The 20,805-nt window shown below is 67.9% G+C and carries 19 protein-coding genes, 1 tRNA gene, 19 pseudogenes and 1 riboswitch; of the genes and pseudogenes, 22 read left to right on the top strand and 17 right to left on the bottom strand.

The features are described from left to right. Positions 1–9 precede the first annotated feature (9 nt). Positions 10–480 (top strand): BCCT family transporter, encoded by a 471-nt coding sequence (locus DA06_RS25560; RefSeq protein WP_418608231.1) that lies wholly within the window; start codon positions 10–12, stop codon positions 478–480. Between the two features lie 96 nt (positions 481–576). Beyond that, positions 577–695: riboswitch (SAM riboswitch) on the top strand. A 347-nt stretch (positions 696–1,042) separates the two neighbouring features. Here DA06_RS25560 and DA06_RS25555 read toward each other — a convergent pair. Both DA06_RS25555 and DA06_RS25550 read right to left on the bottom strand, forming a co-directional pair. Continuing rightward, a complete protein-coding gene (locus tag DA06_RS25555) occupies positions 1,043–1,327 on the bottom strand; it encodes an AGE family epimerase/isomerase (protein WP_043507664.1) in 285 nt (94 codons plus the stop codon). A gap of 773 nt (positions 1,328–2,100) precedes the next feature. Next, the gene (locus DA06_RS25550; RefSeq protein ID WP_418606403.1) at positions 2,101–2,247 is read right to left on the bottom strand and encodes a hypothetical protein; all 147 of its coding nucleotides are present in this window, start codon (positions 2,245–2,247) and stop codon (positions 2,101–2,103) included. 295 nt (positions 2,248–2,542) lie between these two features. Between DA06_RS25550 and DA06_RS25545 the strand changes: the two genes are divergently transcribed. Beyond that, positions 2,543–3,238 (top strand): FAD-linked oxidase C-terminal domain-containing protein, encoded by a 696-nt coding sequence (locus DA06_RS25545; protein WP_418606402.1) that lies wholly within the window; start codon positions 2,543–2,545, stop codon positions 3,236–3,238. A 732-nt stretch (positions 3,239–3,970) separates the two neighbouring features. Here DA06_RS25545 and DA06_RS25540 read toward each other — a convergent pair. Next, positions 3,971–4,351 (bottom strand): helix-turn-helix transcriptional regulator, encoded by a 381-nt coding sequence (locus DA06_RS25540; protein ID WP_418606400.1) that lies wholly within the window; start codon positions 4,349–4,351, stop codon positions 3,971–3,973. Positions 4,352–4,636: 285 nt separating this feature from the next. Between DA06_RS25540 and DA06_RS25535 the strand changes: the two genes are divergently transcribed. From DA06_RS25535 to DA06_RS25525, 3 genes and pseudogenes are all read left to right on the top strand, one after another. Then, positions 4,637–4,834, top strand: coding sequence for a hypothetical protein (locus DA06_RS25535; RefSeq protein ID WP_418606399.1), 198 nt, complete (start codon positions 4,637–4,639; stop codon positions 4,832–4,834). 379 nt (positions 4,835–5,213) lie between these two features. Next, a complete protein-coding gene (locus DA06_RS25530; protein ID WP_418606397.1) occupies positions 5,214–5,612 on the top strand; it encodes a hypothetical protein in 399 nt (132 codons plus the stop codon). A 34-nt stretch (positions 5,613–5,646) separates the two neighbouring features. Next, positions 5,647–5,943: pseudogene (locus DA06_RS25525) on the top strand (S-ribosylhomocysteine lyase); the annotation flags it as partial. Here the strand turns inward: DA06_RS25525 and DA06_RS25520 are convergent. The 5 genes and pseudogenes from DA06_RS25520 to DA06_RS25500 form a co-directional block, all read right to left on the bottom strand. Continuing rightward, on the bottom strand, positions 5,919–6,101 hold the full coding sequence (locus DA06_RS25520; protein ID WP_418608427.1) for a hypothetical protein: 183 nt from the start codon (positions 6,099–6,101) through the stop codon (positions 5,919–5,921). The pseudogene DA06_RS25525 and the gene DA06_RS25520 overlap by 25 nt on opposite strands. Next, positions 6,101–6,376, bottom strand: a complete 276-nt coding sequence (locus DA06_RS25515) for a hypothetical protein (RefSeq protein ID WP_043507651.1) — start codon at positions 6,374–6,376, stop codon at positions 6,101–6,103. The genes DA06_RS25520 and DA06_RS25515 overlap by 1 nt, the downstream gene beginning before the upstream one ends. After that, a pseudogene (locus DA06_RS25510) lies at positions 6,372–6,798 on the bottom strand (FAD-dependent oxidoreductase); the annotation flags it as partial. The pseudogene DA06_RS25510 and the gene DA06_RS25515, both read right to left, overlap by 5 nt. 238 nt (positions 6,799–7,036) lie before the next feature. Next, positions 7,037–7,123: pseudogene (locus DA06_RS25505) on the bottom strand (hypothetical protein); the annotation flags it as partial. Next, a pseudogene (locus DA06_RS25500) lies at positions 7,112–7,394 on the bottom strand (adenylosuccinate synthetase); the annotation flags it as partial. The pseudogenes DA06_RS25505 and DA06_RS25500, both read right to left, overlap by 12 nt. A gap of 638 nt (positions 7,395–8,032) precedes the next feature. On the opposite strand from DA06_RS25500, the gene DA06_RS25495 reads away from it, so the two are divergent. The 8 genes and pseudogenes from DA06_RS25495 to DA06_RS25460 all read left to right on the top strand — a co-directional run. Next, entirely contained in the window at positions 8,033–8,359 is a 327-nt protein-coding gene (locus DA06_RS25495) for a substrate-binding domain-containing protein (RefSeq protein ID WP_418606396.1), read from the top strand. A 109-nt stretch (positions 8,360–8,468) separates the two neighbouring features. Then, a complete protein-coding gene (locus DA06_RS25490) occupies positions 8,469–9,677 on the top strand; it encodes a hypothetical protein (RefSeq protein WP_418606394.1) in 1,209 nt (402 codons plus the stop codon). After that, positions 9,632–10,164: pseudogene (locus DA06_RS25485) on the top strand (LLM class flavin-dependent oxidoreductase); the annotation flags it as partial. The gene DA06_RS25490 and the pseudogene DA06_RS25485, both read left to right, overlap by 46 nt. A gap of 463 nt (positions 10,165–10,627) precedes the next feature. Further along, positions 10,628–11,161 (top strand): S-adenosylmethionine synthetase N-terminal domain-containing protein, encoded by a 534-nt coding sequence (locus DA06_RS25480; protein WP_418606393.1) that lies wholly within the window; start codon positions 10,628–10,630, stop codon positions 11,159–11,161. Positions 11,162–11,272: 111 nt separating this feature from the next. Then, positions 11,273–11,462 (top strand): annotated as a pseudogene (locus DA06_RS25475) (glutaredoxin domain-containing protein); the annotation flags it as partial. A gap of 264 nt (positions 11,463–11,726) precedes the next feature. Next, a complete protein-coding gene (locus DA06_RS25470; protein WP_052437095.1) occupies positions 11,727–12,104 on the top strand; it encodes a tripartite tricarboxylate transporter permease in 378 nt (125 codons plus the stop codon). Beyond that, positions 12,062–12,559 (top strand): annotated as a pseudogene (locus DA06_RS25465) (rhomboid family intramembrane serine protease); the annotation flags it as partial. The gene DA06_RS25470 and the pseudogene DA06_RS25465, both read left to right, overlap by 43 nt. Beyond that, positions 12,544–12,777 (top strand): annotated as a pseudogene (locus DA06_RS25460) (hypothetical protein); the annotation flags it as partial. The pseudogenes DA06_RS25465 and DA06_RS25460, both read left to right, overlap by 16 nt. 89 nt (positions 12,778–12,866) lie before the next feature. Here the strand turns inward: DA06_RS25460 and DA06_RS25455 are convergent. Continuing rightward, positions 12,867–13,021: pseudogene (locus tag DA06_RS25455) on the bottom strand (single-stranded DNA-binding protein); the annotation flags it as partial. A 42-nt stretch (positions 13,022–13,063) separates the two neighbouring features. Further along, positions 13,064–13,276, bottom strand: a complete 213-nt coding sequence (gene rpsF, locus DA06_RS25450) for a 30S ribosomal protein S6 (RefSeq protein WP_418608229.1) — start codon at positions 13,274–13,276, stop codon at positions 13,064–13,066. A gap of 18 nt (positions 13,277–13,294) precedes the next feature. Here rpsF and DA06_RS25445 point away from each other — a divergent pair. Beyond that, positions 13,295–13,411: pseudogene (locus tag DA06_RS25445) on the top strand (PbrT family lead (Pb2+) uptake porter); the annotation flags it as partial. 159 nt (positions 13,412–13,570) lie between these two features. Here DA06_RS25445 and DA06_RS25440 read toward each other — a convergent pair. Beyond that, positions 13,571–13,643: transfer RNA gene (locus DA06_RS25440), tRNA-Ala, on the bottom strand. A 56-nt stretch (positions 13,644–13,699) separates the two neighbouring features. Between DA06_RS25440 and DA06_RS25435 the strand changes: the two genes are divergently transcribed. From DA06_RS25435 to DA06_RS25420, 4 genes and pseudogenes are all read left to right on the top strand, one after another. Beyond that, positions 13,700–14,134, top strand: a complete 435-nt coding sequence (locus tag DA06_RS25435; RefSeq protein ID WP_418608227.1) for an esterase-like activity of phytase family protein — start codon at positions 13,700–13,702, stop codon at positions 14,132–14,134. Continuing rightward, positions 14,131–14,931 (top strand): annotated as a pseudogene (locus tag DA06_RS25430) (DnaA ATPase domain-containing protein); the annotation flags it as partial. The gene DA06_RS25435 and the pseudogene DA06_RS25430, both read left to right, overlap by 4 nt. A 489-nt stretch (positions 14,932–15,420) precedes the next feature. Beyond that, positions 15,421–15,555 carry a hypothetical protein gene (locus DA06_RS25425; protein ID WP_418606392.1) on the top strand — a complete coding sequence of 45 codons (135 nt, stop codon included), beginning with the start codon at positions 15,421–15,423 and terminating at the stop codon, positions 15,553–15,555. Between the two features lie 129 nt (positions 15,556–15,684). Beyond that, entirely contained in the window at positions 15,685–15,999 is a 315-nt protein-coding gene (locus tag DA06_RS25420) for a DUF2255 family protein (RefSeq protein WP_418606391.1), read from the top strand. Here the strand turns inward: DA06_RS25420 and DA06_RS25415 are convergent. The 6 genes and pseudogenes from DA06_RS25415 to DA06_RS25390 form a co-directional block, all read right to left on the bottom strand. Beyond that, a pseudogene (locus DA06_RS25415) lies at positions 15,947–16,099 on the bottom strand (winged helix-turn-helix domain-containing protein); the annotation flags it as partial. The gene DA06_RS25420 and the pseudogene DA06_RS25415 overlap by 53 nt on opposite strands. Before the next feature lie 347 nt (positions 16,100–16,446). Further along, a pseudogene (locus DA06_RS25410) lies at positions 16,447–16,941 on the bottom strand (preprotein translocase subunit SecY); the annotation flags it as partial. 439 nt (positions 16,942–17,380) lie between these two features. After that, positions 17,381–17,650 (bottom strand): hypothetical protein, encoded by a 270-nt coding sequence (locus DA06_RS25405; RefSeq protein ID WP_418608425.1) that lies wholly within the window; start codon positions 17,648–17,650, stop codon positions 17,381–17,383. A gap of 430 nt (positions 17,651–18,080) precedes the next feature. Beyond that, a pseudogene (locus tag DA06_RS25400) lies at positions 18,081–18,313 on the bottom strand (50S ribosomal protein L2); the annotation flags it as partial. Next, a pseudogene (rplW, locus tag DA06_RS25395) lies at positions 18,300–18,612 on the bottom strand (50S ribosomal protein L23). The pseudogenes DA06_RS25400 and rplW, both read right to left, overlap by 14 nt. 73 nt (positions 18,613–18,685) lie before the next feature. After that, positions 18,686–18,838 (bottom strand): annotated as a pseudogene (locus DA06_RS25390) (BMP family ABC transporter substrate-binding protein); the annotation flags it as partial. A gap of 1 nt (position 18,839) precedes the next feature. Here DA06_RS25390 and DA06_RS25385 point away from each other — a divergent pair. The 4 genes and pseudogenes from DA06_RS25385 to DA06_RS25370 form a co-directional block, all read left to right on the top strand. Beyond that, positions 18,840–19,171, top strand: a pseudogene (locus DA06_RS25385) (LLM class F420-dependent oxidoreductase); the annotation flags it as partial. Then, positions 19,168–19,461: pseudogene (locus DA06_RS25380) on the top strand (hypothetical protein); the annotation flags it as partial. The pseudogenes DA06_RS25385 and DA06_RS25380, both read left to right, overlap by 4 nt. A gap of 310 nt (positions 19,462–19,771) precedes the next feature. Then, positions 19,772–19,888 (top strand): annotated as a pseudogene (locus DA06_RS25375) (hypothetical protein); the annotation flags it as partial. Positions 19,889–19,944: 56 nt separating this feature from the next. Next, positions 19,945–20,505, top strand: coding sequence for a PA14 domain-containing protein (locus DA06_RS25370; protein WP_418608226.1), 561 nt, complete (start codon positions 19,945–19,947; stop codon positions 20,503–20,505). Positions 20,506–20,805 lie beyond the last annotated feature (300 nt).

Raw genomic sequence — 20,805 nt, 5'->3', positions numbered from 1 at the left:
CTTGGCCGGCTGGGCCGGCCCATCGACGTCCTGGCCATCCTGTGCACGAAGTTCGGTTCCGCCACGTCCCTCGGGCTCGGCGCCCTGCAGATCGCCGCCGGTCTGTCGCTGCTGAGGACGGGCGAGTTCGAGGAGAACCCGGGCGCCGCGACCCCTGTCATCATCTGCGTGCTGACCGTGGGCGTCGTGATCTCCGCGTCCAGCGGCGTCTCGCGCGGCATCAAGTGGCTGAGCAACACCAACGTCGTGCTGGCCGCGACGCTGCTGGTGTTCGTCTTCGTGGTGGGCCCCACCGTCTTCATCCTGGACCTGCTGCCCGAGTCCCTCGGGGCGTACTTCTCCAACCTCGTGCCGATGAGCTTCCAGTCGGCCGTCTTCGGCGGCGGCGACTGGCTCGCCAGCTGGACGATCTTCTACTGGGCGTGGTGGATCTCGTGGACGCCGTTCGTCGGGACGTTCATCGCGCGGATCTGCCCGTAGCGCACGGTAGCCGGGTCAGCGAGGAGGTCGGCGGACGGACGCTGCGACACGCCGTTCGTTGACACCTGAAGTATCGCTCGCCTAACGTCAGCCCCAGGTCTCGAGTACCAGTGCGTACCGGAAGGTGCGCTAAGTCCCGGCTTGCTGGTCGGCAACCCCCACGTGCGGAGGGTGCCCCGGGGTGACGACCTGGCCCGTGAGGGCAATGACACGCACCGCCAGGTGCATGAGCACGAAGGAACCGGAACGACATGAACGCGCACACGAGCTCCAGGCAGAACGTCTTCTCTGCTCGCCGCTCCATGTGCATGTCCATGTGCTGTCGTTCGCGAATGTCCGCCTGAACGACGTTCCCCGCGATGCCCCGGCGCCGGTCCGCGCGCTGACGCATCACCCCTGACCTGAGCCCACCTCCGGGCGAGTGAGACTGCGGCGTGGACGCAAGGCAGCCGGGTAGCAGCTGCGGACGGATCGTTCCGGTGGCCTGCACTCATTCTTGCCATCGGTGAGAACCCGGCCTCGGCTCCGCAACTGACCCACGAAGCGGTTCCACCGGCCGTGTTCAGTCGGTGCGGGCAGCGAGAGCAGAGGCGAAAGATGTCGTGGGAATCGTCGGCAGCAGTGCGGCCTGGTAGGCGTGGTAGATGTCCGGCTTGCCCTGCCAGGTGCTGCCGGCCGGAGTGTTGGACGCGTCCAGTTCGTGGTGCCAGGACCCACGTTCGCGGTCCACCATGTGTCTGTCGGCATAGACCCACCAGCGAGCGACATCTTCGGCATAGCGCTGGTCTCCGGTGACGCGGTGCAGAACCGTCGCAGTACTTACCGCTTCCGTGAGAACCCAGTGCATGCGGTAGGGCCCCTCGTACCCCTCGGGGCGTCGATGACCTGCTTGGCGTAGGGGGAGCCGATGCCGATCTCGGGGTCCCAGGCGCGGGAGACGCCGAACTTGATGTGCTCGGACGTGACGGGGTCCCGTCCTCGAACTTCACGCCGTCCCGAAGGGTGAACGTCCAGGTCAGGCCGTCCTCGGAGGGCGTGCCCATGTCGGTGGCGAGGTCCGGCACGATCGCCGAGGGGTCCTCCGCGTTGCCCGGCGCCGACGTCGTCAGCGTGCGGTAGACGAGCCGGTAGAAGTTGTTGACGCCGCCGTCGAACCCGCGGGCGGGGTCGAGGTAGGAGAAGTCGGTGTTCTGCAGCATGTAGACGGTGCCGCCGGCCTCGGGGGTGGTGCTGAAGCTCCTCGAGCTGCTTCAGGTGCTTGGCCACACCGAAGCGGGACATGGTGAAGTGCTGTTCGAGCGCGGTCAGGGACTGCCCGTCCCGGCGGAAGAGCTCGTCGAGGAGCTGCCGACGCGTGGGGTCGGCCAGGGCCTTGAAGACCTCGTCCACAGCACCATTATGTGACCGTATGGTCACGTGTCAAGGGTGCCGGATCTCTGCGCCTGCGGCGCGCGGCCTGACGCCCCCGTGGAGACCTCTAGCGGGGAAACGTTCGCTGCCCACGGACGGGGTGGACGTCTCGTGGAAGACCTGACGGGCGGAGAAGCTGACGTGCCTCGCGGAGGAGCTGACGTCTCGCGGAGGAGTTGACGTCTCGCGAGATGCGCGCGGGGCTTTCGGTCAGGCCTCGACGCGGTGGCCGTACCGGCCGAGGACCAGCAGGCGGCGGAAGGACTCCGACATGTCGTCCCACGGCATCATCTGCGGGGCGCCGTCGCGGTGACGCTCCTCTTCCCACTCGAGCCACATCAGGTACGCCGGCAGCACCACTGCCGCCCTGCGCGCACAGGAGGACGAGATCGCCGCCCTCGAGGCGGAGGAGGCGACTCTCCTGGAGGACCTCGACGACAACCGGGCCGCGGTCGCGGCCAAGGAGGCTGACCTGGCCAACCTGAACGCCACCCTCGCGGACCAGCAGGCGGCTCTCGACACGGCTCAGCGGACAGTCGGGGAGCGGCAGATCCAGCTTTCCGACGAGGGAGAGCTGGACGAGGCGCGGTCAGCGCTCGAGGCGGCGGAGACTGCTGTCGCGAGCAAGCAGACTGAGTTCGCAGGCCTTGCGATGACCGTCGACGGCCTCCAGGAGCAGATGGGGCAGCTCAACAGTCAGATCACTGCGAGGGAGCAGGAGATCCTCGACCTCCAGAAACGCGTCGCTCCACTGCTGAAGCAGCTCGATGACCTGGACAACCAGGTTTCTGCGAAGGAGGCGATGCTCGCGGATCTCCAGAAGCAGCTCGACGACCTGGACGGACAGGTCACTGCAGCCCAGAAGACTCTGCGTGATCTTGAGCTTGCCAAGAAGGCCAACAAGGATGCGATCGGTGTCAGGCGAGCACGTCGAGATCGGCGGCAGGCACCGGATCCGCCCGGCTACGACCTGCTCGGCGCTCTCGTCGGGTCCGAGGGGACGCTGGGCATCGTCACCGAGGTCACCGTGCGCCTGACCCGCTTGCCCCAGAAGGTCGAGACCGTCCTGGCCGGGTTCCGTTCCACGGACGACGCCGGAGCGGCCACCTCCGCCATCATCGCCGCCGGCGTCATCCCGGCCGCCATCGAGATGATGGACGCCCTGTCCATCGAGGCCGCCGAGAAGGCCGTCGCCTGCGGGTACCCCGAGGGGGCGGGGGCCGTCCTCGTGGTGGAGCTGGACGGCGCGGCCGCGACGCCGGGGAGCTGGCCGAGGTGCTGCGCCACTGCGAGGCGAACGGCTCCTTCGAGACCCGCCTCGCCGCGGACGACGTCGAGCGGGCCCTGATCTGGAAGGGCCGCAAGTCCGCGTTTGCGGCTGTCGGGCGGATCAGCCCCGACTAGATGCCTCGAATCTCGGTGCGGTGGCCGCAGCGCTCGAACTCGAAGCGCACCGCTGCCTCGATGATGCCGATCTCATGGATGCGAGGTCGCGCAGGGTCGCAGACCTCCTCGGAGAGACGCGACGCTCGACGCTCGAGTATCTCGACGCCCATGCCCGACTGACGGAGTTGCTTTCTGCCCGCGTTGACCGCGCTTACACTGACGCGGCTCGCTCCATCAGCGACTTCGCTCAGCAGCGGGTGAGTGAGAAGTGCGATCGGCTCGAGACGGACCTGGAAGCAGCGCTCACCGCGGCTCGAAATGTGGGTCGCCGAAGAAGGCAGCTGAGAGCTTCTTGACCTCGTGGATCCAGAGGTTCGCAGATCTAAGGGATATTCCAGCAACTGTGCGAAAGCACGCCAGGAGGCAGTTGCCGGGCACCACCCTGCACCTGGAGTCAATGCCGCCAGCTCCGGGACTTAGTGTGGAACTCAAGGGGAATCCGTCGCTCGGCCGAGGGCTGGACATAGCGAAGTACGGCGTAGAACTCGCCATTCTTGTCGCTGCCTTCCTCCCTACCGGCGGCGGAGGCTCGCCATCCGACCGCGCCGGGACCGGGGGTTGGACGGGCGGACGGCGGACGGACGAGTGGGCCGGGTGGACGGTCGGACGGTCGGACGGTCGGACGGTCGCCCCCTCAGGCACCCTGGCCGACCGGCCTGAGATGAGCGACGAGCTCGCCGCGGCTGCGGACGACCTTGGCGAACACCGACTTGAGGTGGTCCTGCACGGTGAGGGCCGAGATGAAGAGACGGGCGGCGATGTCGGCCGTCGAGTACCCGGCCATCACCTCACGGCAGATGTCGCGCTCCCGCTCGGTCAGGCCGTAGGCGACCAGCAGGAGCCCGATGAGCGTCTCGCCCGTCACGGGTTCGACGGAGACGGCGACCTCGTCGTCGCCGGAGCCCGTCAGCAGGCTCGCGTGGAGAACGGCCCACGCCCCCCGTGGCGTCCCGCGCCCGAACGCGGAAGCGTCCTCCGGCGTAGCCCGGGCACCGGCCGCCATCAGCTCCATCATCAGCGCTGGCTCACCAGCGAGCAGCAGGACGCGTGGCGCTCCGTCATGTCGGTCCTCATGCTGCTCCCCGGGCGCTCGACGCCCAGCTGCAGCGTGACACCGGCCTCACCCACGCGGGCTACGTGGTCCTCTCCGCACTCTCGGAGGCTCCCGACCGCACGATCCGGATGAGCCGGCTCGCGACGATGGCGAACATGAGCATGTCTCGTCTCTCCCACCTGGACCGCCTCTCGAGCCAGGGCTGGGTCGAGCGGAGGCCTGACCCCCGAGGACGGCCGCAGCACCATGGCGGTGCTCACGGACGCCGGCTGGGAGAAGGTGGTCGAGACCGCGCCGGGGCACGTGGAGAACGTGCGCACGCTCATCTTCGACGACCTCACCGACGCCCAGGTCACCGAGCTCAGGCAGATCACGCAGAAGATCTCCTCGCGCCTCGACCCCGAGCACAAGCTCCGCTCGTTCGGCCGCACCGCGCGCACCTGAGCCACCCCGTGGCACGCGGAGCTCACGGTCGAGGAACGGGACCCCGGGACCGCCGCTTACCGCCGGCAGGCGGAGGCCGAGATCGCCGCGGAGCACGAGCCTCCGGACGCGCGCCGCAGGGACCCGGCTGAGAGTGGAGGACGTGGTCCCGGTGCGGACCTGGGACCCATCGACCCCGACCGACTCGACCCCTCCTGCGCCCGGACCCACCGTCCGCGCAGGGCTGTGGGGGCGACACGCCCCTGATCTGCCCACGAAACGCCCCTACGGACCTTGACAACGAGGATCATCCTGATCAACCGCCCCAGGCGGCCAGGACCGACACCGCGCCATGCGCGCCCGACTGGACACGCGGACGTGACCAGAAAGTGAGTTCACAGTGGAACTTTCGATGATGGACATCTTCTTCTCGGAGGTGATGGGCACCGCGATGCTGACCCTGCTGGGTTGCGGCGTCGTCGCGAACGTCATCCTTCCGAAGACGAAGGGTTTCAACTCCGGCTGGGTCGTCATCACGTTCGGGTGGGGACTTGCCGTCTTCGCCGGCGTGTACGTGGCGTACAAGTCCGGCGGGCGTGCGCGCCGTGCTGGTGGACAAGGACCGGAACGCGACCTGGTCACCGGCCGACGTCGACGGGGTGGACCCGGACCGGGTCCGCGATCTTCTCGTCACGGCGAACGTCGCGGGGCGCACGACGGCGGGATGAGTGGCGGGATGAGTCCCCTCCCCGGCGATGAGTGCCCTCCCCGCGGGACGATCTCGCCCGTTGCGGGATGATGGGCTGAGACACCCGAAGGAGCACCACATGCCCATGAACGTCGAGAGCTTCAACCTCGACCACCGCACCGTCGCCGCGCCGTACGTGCGCGTCGCCGACACCAAGCGCCTGCCCGCCGGTGACGTGCTGACCAAGTACGACGTGCGCTTCTGCCAGCCCAACGTCGACCACTCGAGATGCCGGTGGTGCACTCCCTCGAGCACACCTTCGCCGAGCACGTGCGCAACCACTCCGACGACGTCGTGGACTTCTCCCCCCATGGGCTGCCAGACCGGCTTCTACCTGCTGCTGGCCGGGGAGCACCCCTACGAGGAGGTCCTCGACCTCGTCGCGGCGAGGATCTGCTCGCGGTTGGTCGTGGCGGGGTCCAGCTCGGCGACGACGCGCCCGCGGGACATGACGAGGATGCGGGTGGAGGCGTGGAGCACCTCGCCCACCTCCGAGGTGGCGAACAGGACACCGATACCGGCGGCGGCCTGGTCTGCCATCAGCTTGAAGATGTCGGCCTTGGCGCCGACGTCGATACCGCGGGTCGGCTCGTCCAGGAGCAGGAGGTCGGGGTGGTCATGAGGGCCCGTCCGATGACGACCTTCTGCTGGTTGCCGCCGGACAACGACCCGATGGGGGCGGCGGGTCCGGAGGTCTTCACCCGGACGTCGCGGACGACGTCGTCGACGGCGCGGCGCTCGAGGCGGCTGTTGAGGAACGGCCCGCGCAGGTAGCCCTTCAGCGCGGACAGGGAGAGGTTGCCTCCCACGGACATCGCCCGCGCCCCGTCCCAGCTCCACCCCGGTCTCGAGACCGAAGCCGTCCACGCGCGGGGCGAACCCGATGGACATGAGCACCCGGTCCGCCACCAGCTCGCCCGCCGCCCCCTGCGTCCGTGTACGTCACGGTGACCTTCCCGCCGTCGTCCACGACGGTCTCGACCCTGGTGGAGGTGAGGATGGTGACGCCGAGCTTGCGGTACTGGCGACCGACCTCCTTGGAGACCTCCGCGTCCTCCATCGGCAGCGGACGGTCCAGATACTCCACGATCGTGACGTCGACGCCGTAGTTGGCCAGCACGTAGCCGAACTCCATGCCGATCGCCCCGGCACCGACGATGACGATCGACCGGGGCAGCTCCCGGCTGAGGATCTGCTTCTCGTACGTCACGACGTTCTCGCTCAGCTCCACGCCGGGTCGACGGAGAGGCTGAATCCGTCGAGGGCCTGGGTGGGACCCGAGGGTCTTGGGTGAGGTCGCGCGTCTCGAGTGGCGGGGTTTGCCATGAGGTCTCCTCGTCAGGTATGTGGGTGGTTGCGCCGGCGTCGGGCGACGCCGAACGGGCGGAGAGGTAGGCGTCGAGCAGCGTGGAGTCGGTCAGCAGCGGCTCGGTGTAGAGCTCGAGCGTCGGCAGGACGATCCGCTCGAAGTAGCCGCGCAGCCAGGCCGGGAGCTCGTCGAGATCGAGATGGTCCTGCCGCGCGGGAAGCTGCAGCAGCAGTGCCGGTCCCGAGGTGTCCACGCCACGGGCCTCGAGCCCCTCGATCTCCTGGAAGAGCACCTCCAGGTCGACGACGACGCCGTTGCCGATCACGGGGACGCGACCCGGGAGAGAGGATGCCGGAGGGCAGCAGGTGCAGCGCGTACTTCTCGTCACCCACCACCACGGTGTGGCCGGCGTTGTTGCCGCCGTTGAACTTCACGACGTAGTCGACCCTCGAGCCGAGCTGGTCGGTCGCCTTGCCCTTGCCCTCGTCGCCCCACTGCGCACCGACGACCACCACGGCTGGCATCTGTTGGATTCCTCTCAGCTGCTCCCGGCGCCGGTCGGCGCCCCCCCCGAGGTTACAGCCCGCCTCCGGAAGGTGACGTTCAGAGGCCGAGGTGCATCCGCTTCCACCAGGGGTTACCGTCGGGTGCGTCCGTTGCCGCGGGGGACCCCGTGGCGCACGTCCCTTGAAGCCCGCTCGACGTTCGGCTTGTCGGTGCGTCCGCTTGGCTGCGCGGGTGATGTCGATGCCGAACATTTCGCACGCGGAGAGGAAGGTGTCTGACATGTAGTCCATCCCGTTGTCGGTCATGATCCGCTGTGGCTTGATGAACGGGCGGGTGAGGTCGCACCGCTCGAGCTCGTCGCCGATCAGACGCCGCCCACGGCATCTGGCGCAGCTCGCCCTCGTTCACGATCTGACCGGCGTTGGGTCGCGCCGGCCGGGGAGTGAGGCACTGGGCGAGCATGAAGGCGAGGTCGACGCCCTTGGTGCCATGGAGGTTGATACTGGTTGCGATGATGCTCTGTGTCGCCTTGTCGAGCATGATCGTTAGTTTCGCCCGCACCGGCTTGCCGTCGTCGCCGAGGACCAGAACGTCAAACGGTGACGAGTCGACCTGTACCTCGTGACCGGGCGAGATTGCTGGCCGGGCTGAAAACATGCGGCTTGGACGCATCTTCGCGACGAACATCTTTAGCGCCGAGGGTGCCGCGACGGGCATCGAGCAGGCCGGTGCGACCGGCGAGGTGCAGGTTGTCGGGTTCGATGCCGGCCCCGCCCAGGTGGAGGCGCTGCAGGACGGGACACTCCAGGCGATCATCGCTCAGCAGCCGTACGACATCGGCTACCAGGGTGTGCAGCAGGCCGTCGCGGCCGCCAACGGCGAGCCGACGGAGTCCAAGATCCAGACCGGCTTCAGCATCGTGACCAAGGAGAACCTCGAGAGCGAGGAAGGTCAGGCAGCGCTTTACGCGTCGGAGTGCTGACCAAGTCGCACCACCGCGCAGCCCCCGCCCGCCGACGGGGCTGCCGCACCGAGGTCAACAACGGCCGGAACACCTGGCCAACGAACTTGAGAAGCAGGGAGTCGCAACCGTGACGAGACTTGTCGCCGGGCTGGACCTCGGGAGCACGGGCATCAAGCTCCTCGTGGCTGACGAACACGGCACCGAGCTGGCGATACGCCAGCGACCCACCCCTTGGAAGGGTGGGTCCGAAGGGACCACCGACCTCTACGCCGATCACCTCTTGAGTACCGTGGCCCCAAATGCTTCATCGTCGACTGTCGGGAATTTATCGGTTGCCGTCGGCTCGGCGTCAATCTCGATCGCGGGTGCGCTTCTCATTACAGAGTACTTCCTTAAACCTGCATATACTCGCGACACCGCCGCGATGGTGGGCCTTAAATATGAGTTACAGCAAGAGGGGGTACAGGCTCTTCGGCTAGAGTCGAAGGTAGATTGGGGGAGTCACTACGAGAATGCGAACCGCATTGTTGCGATCCTCTCGGAGCCTCAGAGTTTTAGGCAGTTGCATTGGCCGGAAATAGTGCAAAGGGCGCGCTCGGCAGGCGTCTCCATAACCATTCTCGTGCCGCTCATATCGCGAGCCAACGCATCCTTGGCTGGATATGGGGACGACGAGGCTTCCTATGGTGTCGCGATGCGCGAAGTTACGACGGCCATCGAGCATGAGTGGAAGCGAGTCGCTACGGCAGGTGAGCTCAACAGCAAGGCTGCTCTCACGATTGATCGTTCAATCCGGCGACTCGGCTCCCTGACTCCTCCGGGGAGTACGCAGATGCGGAGGCAGCCCGCCCGGGCGTACCTCGACGTCCGACGTTGCGACGGCCAGCGACCACGAAGCCGGGACAAGTGCGGCGATGCAAAGGAACCGTCCGCTGAAGGCGACGAAGGAACCTCCGTAACCCCAGTCTCCCTTTACGTCGAAGCGGCACTCAACGGAAGCTCGCCGGTTGCGGACGTGCAGCAGCGACACGACCGGCCGGAACCGCTCAGGGGATCCGCCAGTCGGAATCCCCGTCCAGAAGGGACGACCTTGCCTCCACATACCGAGTTCCGGGGGCAGCTCCAATCGACCGGTTCAGAGTCCCGCCAGACTCTGCTGGCCGATGTCATTCAGATCCTCGCCACTGAGGGACCCACGACGGGCTTTCGCATACACGCCGTGGTAGCGGCTGCGAGGGGCGAGCGAAAACTCGGGAAAGAGGTGTCCCAGACGCTGAACTCGGTGATTGCCCGACGGAGGCACCGCCGATCCTGGTCGCCACCGGCGGCCCGGTGACCGCGAAGCGGGCCGGCCGGCACGCCGACGGGCTCATCACGGTGGGCGCGCCGCTGGAGAAGATCGGCGGGCTGTTCGAGAAGTTCGCCGCCGGGGCGAAGGAGGCGGGCAAGGACGCCGACGCCATGCCGAAGGTGCTGCAGCTGCACCTGTCCTGGGCGCCCACGACGAGGAGGCGCTCGCCAACGCGATGGACCAGTGGCCCAACGGCGGGATGAGGTTCCCCAAGGCGGACATCCGATCGCCCTTCGACTTCGCCGCGATGGCCAAGCTCGTGCGGGAGGAGGACTTCGCCGGCCGCATGGTGATCTCCGCCGACCCCGACGAGCACCGGGCCGAGATCCAGCGCTACGTCGACCTCGGCTTCGACCGGATCTACCTGCACAACGTCGGGTCACGATGCTGTTGGCAAGGTCGAGCGAGGAGTGGTCCACGGCGCCGGGAGCGGGAGGCAACGGTAGTGCGGGGCGGTTGCCGGTCGCGGTGAGCATGACCTCATGGTAGCGATCGCCGCCGTCCGTGAGAGGGGTGTGTTCGTCAGGGACTTCCCCGACCGGGCTCGTCCGTCGCAAGGTGAGGTCGAACCGGTCAAACGATGCGAGCCTGTGCACCGCATCGAGCCTCGGTGGACAGTACGGTGCTGGGCATCGGTGGACAGTACGGTGCTGGGCCGGGCGGGAGTTCCGCTCGAGACCGCCGTTCCCACGCCCCTCGTCATGGGCAAGGCCATCACCGCCGTGCAGCTGGCGGCTGAAGGCCCCGGCGGCCGGGTGCGTCTCCCTGGAGGACGTCGGTCAGTGCCGCTGCGTTGCCGCCGTCGTCTCGCCTCGGGCGGGTCTCACGAAGAGGAAAGGGAGTAGTGGTCGGCGACGACCTCGACGGTCTGGACACGATCCTCGACGCGATCCTCGAGCAGGATCCGGTTGGCGCGGGTCGCGGTGGAGACGGTGGTGACCACCGGTCTGGTCCACGTGGTCGGCGAGGTGACGACCGACTACGTGGAGATCCCGCAGATCGTGCGGGACGAAGTGCGCCGAATCGGGTACACCTCGTCCGCCATCGGGTTCGACGGGTCCTCGTGCGGGGTGTCGGTCTCGATCGGGCAGCAGTCGGCCGACATCTCGGCCGGGGTCTCCAAGTCGCTCGAGGGCCGCACGGGCGCCGGGGTGTTCGACGAGCTCGACATCCAGGGCGCGGGGGACCAGGGGCTGATGTTCGGCTACGCGTGCGACGACACCCCCCCAGCTCATGCCGCTGCCGATCTTCCTCGCGCACCCGGGCTCGCGGAGCGTCTTGCGCTCGTCCGCAAGGAGGGGCTCGTCGCGGGCCTGCGGGGCGGCGCCGGGAGATGCCGTCCACCAGGCGTCCCCACACGAGGGCCGGCAATCCACAGAGAGGCGGTGGGAAGTGTGGACAGGGACGGGACGCGACACGCCGTCCCCCATCATCTTGGGGTCCTCGGCGTGAGGGACCCCAAGTTGTAGTGTTCGAGACCCCGGATGACGTAGAGTTCATTCGAAGCACACACCTGTTGTTACAGCAGTGTCAGACGCGTTCTGAGCGTGACGACGCACTAGGCAAGGAGACCGGCTCGGATGAGCATCACCGTCTACAGCAAGCCGTCCTGCGTCCAGTGCGACGCCACGTACCGGGCGCTGAACAAGCAGGGTCAGTACGAGTCGTCGCATCACGGCCGACGCCGAGGCGCTGGAGAGCGTGAAGGCGCTCGGCTACCAGCAGGCCCCCGTGGTCGGCGACTGGAACGGCGACGGTGCGGACACGCTCGCCGTGCGCCGCGGCGCCGAGTACCACGTCAAGAACAGCATCTCCGGCGGCCGGGCCGACCAGGTGATCGTCTACGGACGCCCCGACGACAGCGTGCTGGTCGGCGACTGGGACGGCGACGGCAGGAACTCGCTCGCCGTGCGCCGCGGCGCCGAGTACCACGTCAAGAACAGCATCTCCGGCGGCCGGGCCGACCAGGTGATCGCTCTGACGGACGCCCGGACGACAGCGTGCGGGGCGGGCAAGACCTAGAAAGGAGATGCCATGCTCGATCTCCTCGGTAGCGGCGCTGTCGCCAACCTTGCCCCCTCCATGCTGCTGCTCGTGCTCGTCGGGACGGCTGCCGGCATGGCGATCGGGGCCATGCCGGGCCTCAGCGCGACGATGGGGCTGGCGCTGCTCGTGCCGTTCACCTTCGTCATGGAGCCCACCCGGGCCCTGGTGCTTCTCGGTGCGTTCTACATGGGCGCCATCTACGGCGGCTCGTTCACCGCCATCCTCGTCAACGCCCCCGGGAACACCGTCCTCCATCGCAACCGCGCTGGAGGCTACCAGATGACGAAGAAGGGCAAGAGCGAGCTCGCGTCGTGGGCGCCACGATGGGATCGCTCGTGGGCGGGATCGTCGGCGTCGTCGCGCTGATCTTCCTCGCCCCGCCGCTGGCCGACTTCTCGCTGCGGTTCGGACCCCAGGAGTACTTCTGGGTCGCCGTCTTCGGCCTGACGATCATCATCAGCATGGCCAGCGGTTCCCTGCTCAAGGGCCTCATCGGCGGTGTCATCGGGCTCCTGCTGGCGACGGTGGGCATCGCCTGCACCACGCACGGTCCTGGGCGGGCTGCGCGGGCGGGTCGGCCCGTCGTCACGATCACGATCATCGCGATGTGCGTGGTGATCTACCTCGCCCAGCGGGTGCCCGGCCTCATGGTCGCCCACAGCTTTATCTTCATGCCGGCGCTGGGCGACCAGCAGCCCTACCGGTTCCTCACCTCCGCCTTCCTCCACGGCGGCACGCTGCACCTCGCGCTGAACATGTACGCCCTGTGGGTGGTCGGATCAGTCCTCGAGCCGGCGCTCGGACGATGGCGGTTCATCTCGCTGTACCTCCTCTCCGCGATCGGCGGCTCGGTGGCGGTGCTGCTGCTGGCCGACCCGGCCGGGTCTCCTGGAGCACGCCAGTCGTCGGCGCCTCCGGAGCGGTGTTCGGGCTCTTCTCCGCGATATTTATCGTGCTGCGCCGGTTCGGCCGGGACGCGACCCAGATCCTCGTGCTCATCGTCCTGAACTTCGTGATCGGCTTCGTCTTCGCCGGCATCTCCTGGCAGTCCCACCTGGGCGGCGCGATCACCGGTGCCGTGCTCGCCGCGGCGTACGTCTACGCCCCGCGCCGGCAGCATGAACCACGGGTCTCCCCGTCCTTCCACTCGTTGGCCTGGCGGTCGAAGGTGCGCGGCGTGGACGCCACGGTGAAGCTGGCCACGGCCGCCCCCGACGGGGTGAAACGCAGCTCGGGTCCGCCGTCAGGTTCCCGACGACGGTGATGACGGTCTCGCCTGCCATGCGTGTGCTCCCTGGGTCAGAAGGGGCTCACCGAGCGAGTGCTCAGTGAGCGTCCGGGCGGATGAGCTTGGTGCGCAGGACGGCCTCGTTCAGGCCGAGCTGGCGGTCGAGCTCCTGGGCGACGTCCGGCGTCGTGGTCATGTTGACCACGGCGTAGATGCCCTCGGAACGCTTCTTGATGTCGTAGGCAAGGCGACGCTTGCCCCAGATGTCGACGTTGTCGACGGTGCCGCCGGTCTTGACGACCGCGAGCAGCTTGTCGAGCGACGGGGGGAGAACATCGGCCCCGGCCTCACCCGCGACCTCATCGTCAACGTTCCGGCGGGCATGTACGAGACGGCGTGCAAGCCCGGCATGGTGGGCGACGGCATCCGGGCCCCGTTCACGGTGGAGTAGAAAGGCCGGACGCCGGCACCGGCGCCCACGGACGCAGGACGACGAGCGCCTGGGACCTCGGCGAACTCGGGGAAGTCCCCGGTCCACCGAGCACTCCGAGACCGAAAAAGGTCCTCGACCTGGGCTTTCACCCGGTCAAGGACCTTCCGGAAGTGGAGCTAGGGGGATTCGAACCCCCGACCTTCTCATTGCGAACGAGACGCGCTACCAACTGCGCCATAGCCCCAACGCACTCTCGCGAGTACCGGACCACGATAGCACCGGACCCGCGGGGCACGTGAAATCGGCGGCGCGGATCCTGACGTTGAGAAGGACCGCCTGCTCGTCCTCGAGCGCGACTTCGAGGGCCCCGCCGCGGTCACCAAGCGCGTGTACGAGATCGACCTGCGCAGGACTGACGACGCCGGGTACGTGGAGAAGGAGCTCGTCGTCGACCTTCTCGACATCGCCAACCCCGGCCTCGTCGGCACGGAGACCTCCGACGGCGCGTACGGCGTCGGGGAGGACTTCGCGTTCCCCATGCAGTCCGTCGAGGTGGTCCTCCAGCTGGCCGACGGCCGGCTGCTGATCGGGAACGACAACAACTACCCCCGGCAACGACTCCCGCTACCCGGGCACGCCGGACGACACCGAGATGATCGTGCTCGACCTGAAGAAGTCCGACCGGGGCGGCGCCCGCGGGGCCCAGGGGGGGACCGAACGACCCCGTCGAGGTGATCGGGCACCGGGGCGCCTCCGGGTACCGGCCGGAGCACACCCTCGCCGCCTACGAGCTGGCGATGAACCAGTGCGTGGACTACATCGAGCCGGACCTCGTCTCGACGAAGGACGGCGTGCTCGTCGCCCGCCACGAGAACGAGATCGGCGGCACGACCGACGTGGCCGACCACCCCGAGTTCGCCGACCGTCGCACCACGAGGACGATCGACGGCACGGCGATCACCGGCTGGTTCACCGAGGACTTCACCCTCGCCGAGCTGCGCACGCTGCGCGCGAAGGAACGCATCCCTGCCACGCAGTACACGTTCGAGACGTTCGTGACCGGCTCCTCGAACCGCTTCGCGCACGCTGCGGCGACCGCCGTGGCCGAGGCGCCGGCGAAGGCCTACAACCCGTTGTTCATCTACGGCGGCTCCGGACTGGGCAAGACGCACCCTGCTGCACGCCATCGGTCACTACGCCCGGAACCTCTACCCGCATCCGCGTGCGGTACGTGAACTCGGAGGAGTTCACCAACGACTTCATCAACTCCATCCGCGACGACAAGGCGGAGAACTTCCAGCGTCGATACCGCAACGTCGATGTCCTGCTCATCGACGACATCCAGTTCCTCGGCGGCAAGGAACAGACGGTCGAGGAGTTCTTCCACACCTTCAACTCGTTGCACAACGACAACAAGCAGGTCGTGATCACGTCCGACCTGCCGCCGAAGCAGCTCAACGGGTTCGAGGACCGGCTGCGGTCCCGGTTCGAGTGGGGGCCTGCTCACCGACGTGCAGCCGCCGGACCTCCAAGGGCCCTTTCCGTCTGTCGGGCGCGCCGGCACCGGCAAGACCGTCGTTCTCCTGCACCGTGCCCGGCACCTCACCCGCCAGAACCCCGCGCCAGCATCCTCCTCACTACGTTCAACAAGGTCCTCGCCGAGTCGTTGCAGATCGACCTCCGCCGTCTGGACCCGACACTCCGCATCGCCGAGAAGCTGGGGGATCCGGGAATCTACGTCGCGGGCGTCGACTCAGCGGTCAGCTCGGTGATCCGGCGCGCGGGTGACGCCGTCGGCACAAGCGGTGCACTTCGAAGTGTCCTTGGCGAACGAAGTGCGGTCATCAGGGACCGCACGTCCGAGGACAGCGCCTGGCGCGACGCGATCAGCGCGGCCGGCGGAGACGTGCCTTCCGAGCTGCGGAGCGTCGCGTTTCTCCAGGCCGAGTACACCATGGTCGTCCTTCCCCAGCGGGTCACCGACCAGGCGGGCTACCTCAAGGCGCGACGGCCCGGCCGCGGTGTGGCTCTCGACCGCAAGAAGCGGCAGGCCGTGTGGAAGGGTCTTCGACCGCATCGTCGACCTCGACGACGTGGCCGACGCCTACCGCGCGATGGACGCGCGCGAGTCGCTCAAGGTGGCTGTCACGCCGTGACCTGAGATTGCGGGGGGGCCGGGAGACCGACGCGTCCTCCCCGGCCCCTTGGCCCGCCCTTTGGGTCGCCGTCCGCATGTTTTGACCCGTGTACCCCCGACCACCTCCGAACCCAGAGGATCTTTCGTGATGACCGTGTGGACCGAGCAAGAACTCAACAGGATCGGGAACGCCGAGGAGCTCCAGATCGCCTCCCGACGCAAGGACGGCACGATGCGCAGGTACGTGACGATCTGGGTGGTCCGTGCGGGGCAGGACATCTACGTCCGTTCCGCCTACGGCAAGGACAACCCCTGGTTCGTCCGGGCGCTGGCCAGCGGAGAAGGGCGCATCCGTGCGGCGGCGTCGAACGTGACGTCGCGTTCGAGCGGCCCGAGGAGGACGTGCACGCCGCGATCGACAGCTGCTTCAGGTGCTTGGCCACACCGAAGCGGGACATGGTGAAGTGCTGTTCGAGCGCGGTCAGGGACTGCCCGTCCCGGCGGAAGAGCTCGTCGAGGAGCTGCCGCGTGGGGTCGGCCAGGGCCTTGAAGACCTCGTCCACAGCACCATTATGTGACCGTATGGTCACGTGTCAAGGGTGCCGGATCTCTGCGCCTGCGGCGCGCGGCCTGACGCCCCGTGGAGACCTCTAGCGGGAACGTTCGCTGCCCACGGACGGGTGGACGTCTCGTGGAAGACCTGACGGGCGGAGAAGCTGACGTGCCTCGCGGAGGAGCTGACGTCTCGCGGAGGAGTTGACGTCTCGCGAGATGCGCGCGGGGCTTTCGGTCAGGCCTCGACGCGGTGGCCGTACCGGCCGAGGACCAGCAGGCGGCGGAAGGACTCCGACATGTCGTCCCACGGCATCATCTGCGGGGCGCCGTCGCGGTGACGCTCCTCTTCCCACTCGAGCCACATCAGGTACGCCGCCTCGGCGTACGTGAGCGCGGACTGGTCTCGGGGATGGGCAGCACGGCAGCCGGGGAACAGCTGGGTGTTCGCCACGGTGACGATGACGGCGGACTGCAGCACCGCCAGGAAGATCGTCAGGTAGCGGGTGTACTGGGTGAGCTTGGCCGTGCCGGCCTGGCCCTCCTTGTGCAGCTCCTCGAAGCGTGGGATGACCACGCGCATGAGCTGAACGATGATGCTCGCCGTGATGTACGGCATGATCCCCAGCGCGAAGACGCTCAGCTGGAGCAGCGCCCCTCCGCTGAAGAGGTTCACCATGCCGAGCAGGTCCGCGGTTCCCGCGCTCGCGAGACACTGCTGGACGTTGGGGTACGAGACCCCGGGCGCGGGGATGAACGTGCCCAGCCGGAAGATCGCCATGATCCCCAGCGTGAAGAGCAGCTTGCGCCGTAGGTCAGGCGTGCGGAACGCCTGGGCGAATGCGCTGAGCAATCTTCCTCCTGCTGATCGGGCCCGTTCCGGGGCCGTGCTGCCCGCCTTCTGCGGCGACGGGCCGTCGGTCAGACTATCGCGCCGGGATGCGGTGGTGCCCGAGACACGACCCCCAGCATCGGGGAGGCCGCGCGCGGCGCACGTCTCGATGATCTCCATGGAGGCGCCCGCCTCCTTGGGGGTGCCGGGCCGGGGGAGACCAGCACGCCGTCGTAGTCCTCGACGGATGCGGGCACGGCGTCGTTGCGCACGTCCGTCTCAGCCCCCCAGCTGCTGGAGGTAGCCGACGATCGTGTAGACGAAGCTGTCGTAGTTGTCGACGACGAGGATCCGGGACATCAGTGCGCTCCCACGGTTCTGGCTGCTGGTTCACGGCCCTCGGAGGGGCGAAGAAGATACGTACCACGACCGTACGGCCGGCTCCTGCTGCGTCCGGCTCTCACGCGTCCTCCAGCACCTCGGCGTGCTGGAGCTGCATCGTCCCGGAGTACGCGGGCAGGTCCAGCTCCGACTGCGTGGTCATCGACCAGCCGAGACCGACGGCGTCGACGTACTGGAGGTAGACGGCCACGCCCGGCGAGGACCGGAGCGCGCTCTCCGTCGACCGGGGTACGGCGCCGGACCTCGGCGGGACGCCTCCACCCAGGAGGTCACGACGAGCTGGTCGCCGCCCTCGAGCGGGAGGTGGCCCGATGAGGATCGTCGACATCAGGGAGCACGACCTTCCCCATCAGCTCGCCCATCCGCAACGCGTACATCGACTTCAGCCGCATGACGCTGAGCCTCGTGGCGGTCGTGACCGACGCGGTACGGACGGGCGACCCGTGGTGGGGTACGGCTTCAACTCGAACGGCCGCTACGGGCAGGGCTCGATGATGCGCGAGCGGTTCATCCCGCGGGTGCTCGAGGCGGACCCGACGACGCTGCTCGACGAGACGGGCGACAACCTCGATCCGGCCGCTGTCTGGCGCACCATGATGACCAACGAGAAGCCGGGGGGTCACGGAGAGCGCTCGGTGGCCGTCGGCACCATCGACATGGCCGTCTGGGACGCCGTCGCGAAGATCGAGGAGAAGCCGCTGTTCCAGCTCCTCGCGGACCGCTACGGCGACGGCCGGCCGGACCGCCGCATCTTCGTCTTTCGCGGGCACGCCGTCCTTGTCGTGACGACGGAAGTCGATCAGCGGTAGGCGCGCTTGTGGCCGCCACCCTTGTGACGGGTGGTGATCCGGCCGGTGGAGTTACGGCCACCGCTCTTCGTCAGCGGGCGGACCAGCGACTTCTCCGGCTCGGACCGGGTGATCTCGACGAAGTCGGCCACGCTCGAACCGCGGCGGCCCGGCGTCGTCGGCTTGTACTTACGGATTCCCATTTTCGATCCTTCCTTCGGCGCGCGGCGTCAGCGCGACCTCGCCAAAGATGTCGATGGTCCCCTCGCGCAGCGTGACGATCGCGCGCTTGGTGTCCTTGCGCTTGCCGAGGCCGAACTTTGTGCGGCGGCTCTTGCCGGGTCGGTTCGCCGTGTTCACGGAGGCGACCTTGACGTCGAAGATCTTCTCGACGGCGTTCTTGATCTCGGTCTTGTTCGAGCGGGGGGTCCACCTCGAAGGTGTACTTGCCCTCGTCGATCAGGCCGTAGCTCTTCTCGGAGACGATCGGCCGGATGATGATGTCGCCTGCCGCCGTTGACGGCGCCGATGGCCGAGCCCTCGTTGCAGCCGTAGATGCCCTTGAGGTCGGGGTTGGCCTGGAGGATCGACTTGGTGATGTCGGTCGAGCGGAGCTGGTCGCCGCCGCCGTACTGGACGTCGACGACCTCCATGCCGGCCTCCTCGATCGTCTCGACGAACCCGTCGGTGCGCTGGATGCCGGTCAGGGACGTCTGGTCGTGGCACACCCTGCCGAGGGTTCTGCAGCTGCACCTGTCCTTGGCCCCGACGGACGAGGAGCGCTCGCGAACGCGATGGACCAGTGGCCCAACGGGGGGATGAAGTTCCCGAAGGCGGACATCCGCTCACCCTTCGACTTCGCCGCGATGGCCAAGCTCGTGCGCGAGGAGGACTTCGCCGGCCGCATGGTGATCTCCGCCGACCCGGACGCCCACCGGGCAGAGATCCAGCGCTACGTCGACCTCGGCTTCGACCGTATCTACCTGCACAACGTCGGCCGGAACCAGCGCGAGTGGCTCGAGGTCTTCGGCCGCGACGTGCTGCCGAAGCTTGCCCGATGAGCGCCGGCGGCACGCCTACAACGCGATCCTCGCCCTGGGCATGCTGCTCGTCATCCTCACGGGCGGCATCGACCTCTCGGTGGGTTCCATCGTCGGGCTCTGGGGATCGTGGCGGGGTGATGCTCCGGGGCATGGAGCTCTCGCTGTTCGACGTCACGGCCTACCCGGCCGTCTGGGTCGTCATCGTGACGGCGCTCATCGTCGGCGGCGGCGTCGGCTGGCTGAACGGGCTGCTCATCACAAGATTCGGGGTGGCGCCGTTCATCGCCACCCTGGGCACGCTGTACATGGCGCGCGGTGCGGCGCTCCTGATCTCCGACGGCTCGACCTTCCCGAACCTCCGCGGCAACCCCGAGCTGGGCAACACCGGCTTCGCCTTCCTCGGGACCGGACGGCCGCTCGGGATCCCCACTGCGATCTGGATCATGATCGCCTTCGCGGCCGTCATCTGGTCGCCGGTGACCCGGCGGCGATCGACTGCGCCACCGCCGTCGACGTCGACTGGAACGCCGACGCACCGGCGGCCGGTGTCAACGCGAACAACTTCTCGTCCCGCTGGGTCACCACGCTCGACGAGGCCCCGGCACCTTCCAGTTCTCGGTGCGGGCCGACGACGGCGTCCGCGTGATCGTCGACGGCGAGACCGTCATCGACGAGTGGCACGCAGGAGACGGCAAGACCACCTACGCGGCTGACGTCGTCCTCGCCGACGGTGCGCACGAGGTCGTCGTGGAGCACTACGACGGCGTCTACCACGCCGAGGTGCATGCCTCCTGGCTGAAGATCGACGACGGCACCCCGTCTGCGAGCCGGGGCAGTGGTCCGGCCAGTACTTCAACAACAAGGACCTCGCCGGTGACGTCGTCGCGGTCGAGTGCATCGACGAGCTGGACCTCGACTGGAACGCCGACGCACCCGCCGCCGGGGTCAACGCGAACAACTTCTCGTCGCGCTGGAGCACCACCCTCAACGAGGGAGCCGGCACCTACAAGTTCACCGCCCGGGCCGACGACGGCATCCGGGTGAAGGTGGACGGCGAGACCGTCATCGACGAATGGCACGCCGGCGACGGCAAGGCGACCTACACCGGTGAGCTCGTTCTCACCGCCGGATCGCACGACGTCGGGAGTCCCGAGCACCGCGGTCGAGAACGTCTGCTCGCCGGCATCGGTCCACACGATCGTGTCCAGGTTGACGAGTACCCAGCCGCGGTCCGGCTGGACCACCAGACCGCCTGGCGAGATGGGCAGTCGCTGCAGATCTTCGGCCGTCACGACGATCGGGACGCGGCGGCGCCTCCTCGGCGGGTTCGCCGGGTTCTGCCGGCGTGGTGACGAGAAATTCTTGACCGATCGGCACTGCTCCCTGGTGAAGGCAACCGTTCAGATCGATGTAGTACGAGTTCTCGCCTGCCGGCGTGTACGTGATGTCATCACATCGCGGCGGCCGGATGCTCGGCGCTCCCGCACTTGGGCCGGGTCGCTGGCCATACGATTCGCTCGTGTCGATATCGCCTGACCCACCTCCTTCAGGCAGATGCCTTCTTTGCCCGTGAAGGGTGACGGTGTCTCCACCGGCTTCCCCGGACAAGCCCGATCCTGCGGATGCGACGGGATCTGCTCCGCCTCGACCGG

This window comes from Georgenia sp. SUBG003, from assembly GCF_000715355.2.
In the GTDB taxonomy this organism is placed as follows: Bacteria; Actinomycetota; Actinomycetes; order Actinomycetales; family Actinomycetaceae; genus Georgenia.
Note: the sequence above shows the minus strand (reverse complement) of the source record. Positions and strands in the feature narration are given on the sequence as shown.

Bases quoted from the DNA above. Each gene is read 5' to 3' on its own strand.
- DA06_RS25555 (WP_043507664.1), bottom strand. From the start codon at position 1,327: ATGCACTGGGTTCTCACGGAAGCGGTAAGTACTGCGACGGTTCTGCAC.
- DA06_RS25545 (WP_418606402.1), top strand. From the start codon at position 2,543: ATGACCGTCGACGGCCTCCAGGAGCAGATGGGGCAGCTCAACAGTCAG.
- DA06_RS25540 (WP_418606400.1), bottom strand. From the start codon at position 4,351: ATGATGGAGCTGATGGCGGCCGGTGCCCGGGCTACGCCGGAGGACGCT.
- DA06_RS25535 (WP_418606399.1), top strand. From the start codon at position 4,637: ATGGCGGTGCTCACGGACGCCGGCTGGGAGAAGGTGGTCGAGACCGCG.
- DA06_RS25520 (WP_418608427.1), bottom strand. From the start codon at position 6,101: ATGGCAGACCAGGCCGCCGCCGGTATCGGTGTCCTGTTCGCCACCTCG.
- DA06_RS25515 (WP_043507651.1), bottom strand. From the start codon at position 6,376: ATGTCCGTGGGAGGCAACCTCTCCCTGTCCGCGCTGAAGGGCTACCTG.
- DA06_RS25495 (WP_418606396.1), top strand. From the start codon at position 8,033: ATGCGGCTTGGACGCATCTTCGCGACGAACATCTTTAGCGCCGAGGGT.
- DA06_RS25470 (WP_052437095.1), top strand. From the start codon at position 11,727: ATGCTCGATCTCCTCGGTAGCGGCGCTGTCGCCAACCTTGCCCCCTCC.
- DA06_RS25420 (WP_418606391.1), top strand. From the start codon at position 15,685: ATGACCGTGTGGACCGAGCAAGAACTCAACAGGATCGGGAACGCCGAG.
- DA06_RS25405 (WP_418608425.1), bottom strand. From the start codon at position 17,650: ATGTCGACGATCCTCATCGGGCCACCTCCCGCTCGAGGGCGGCGACCA.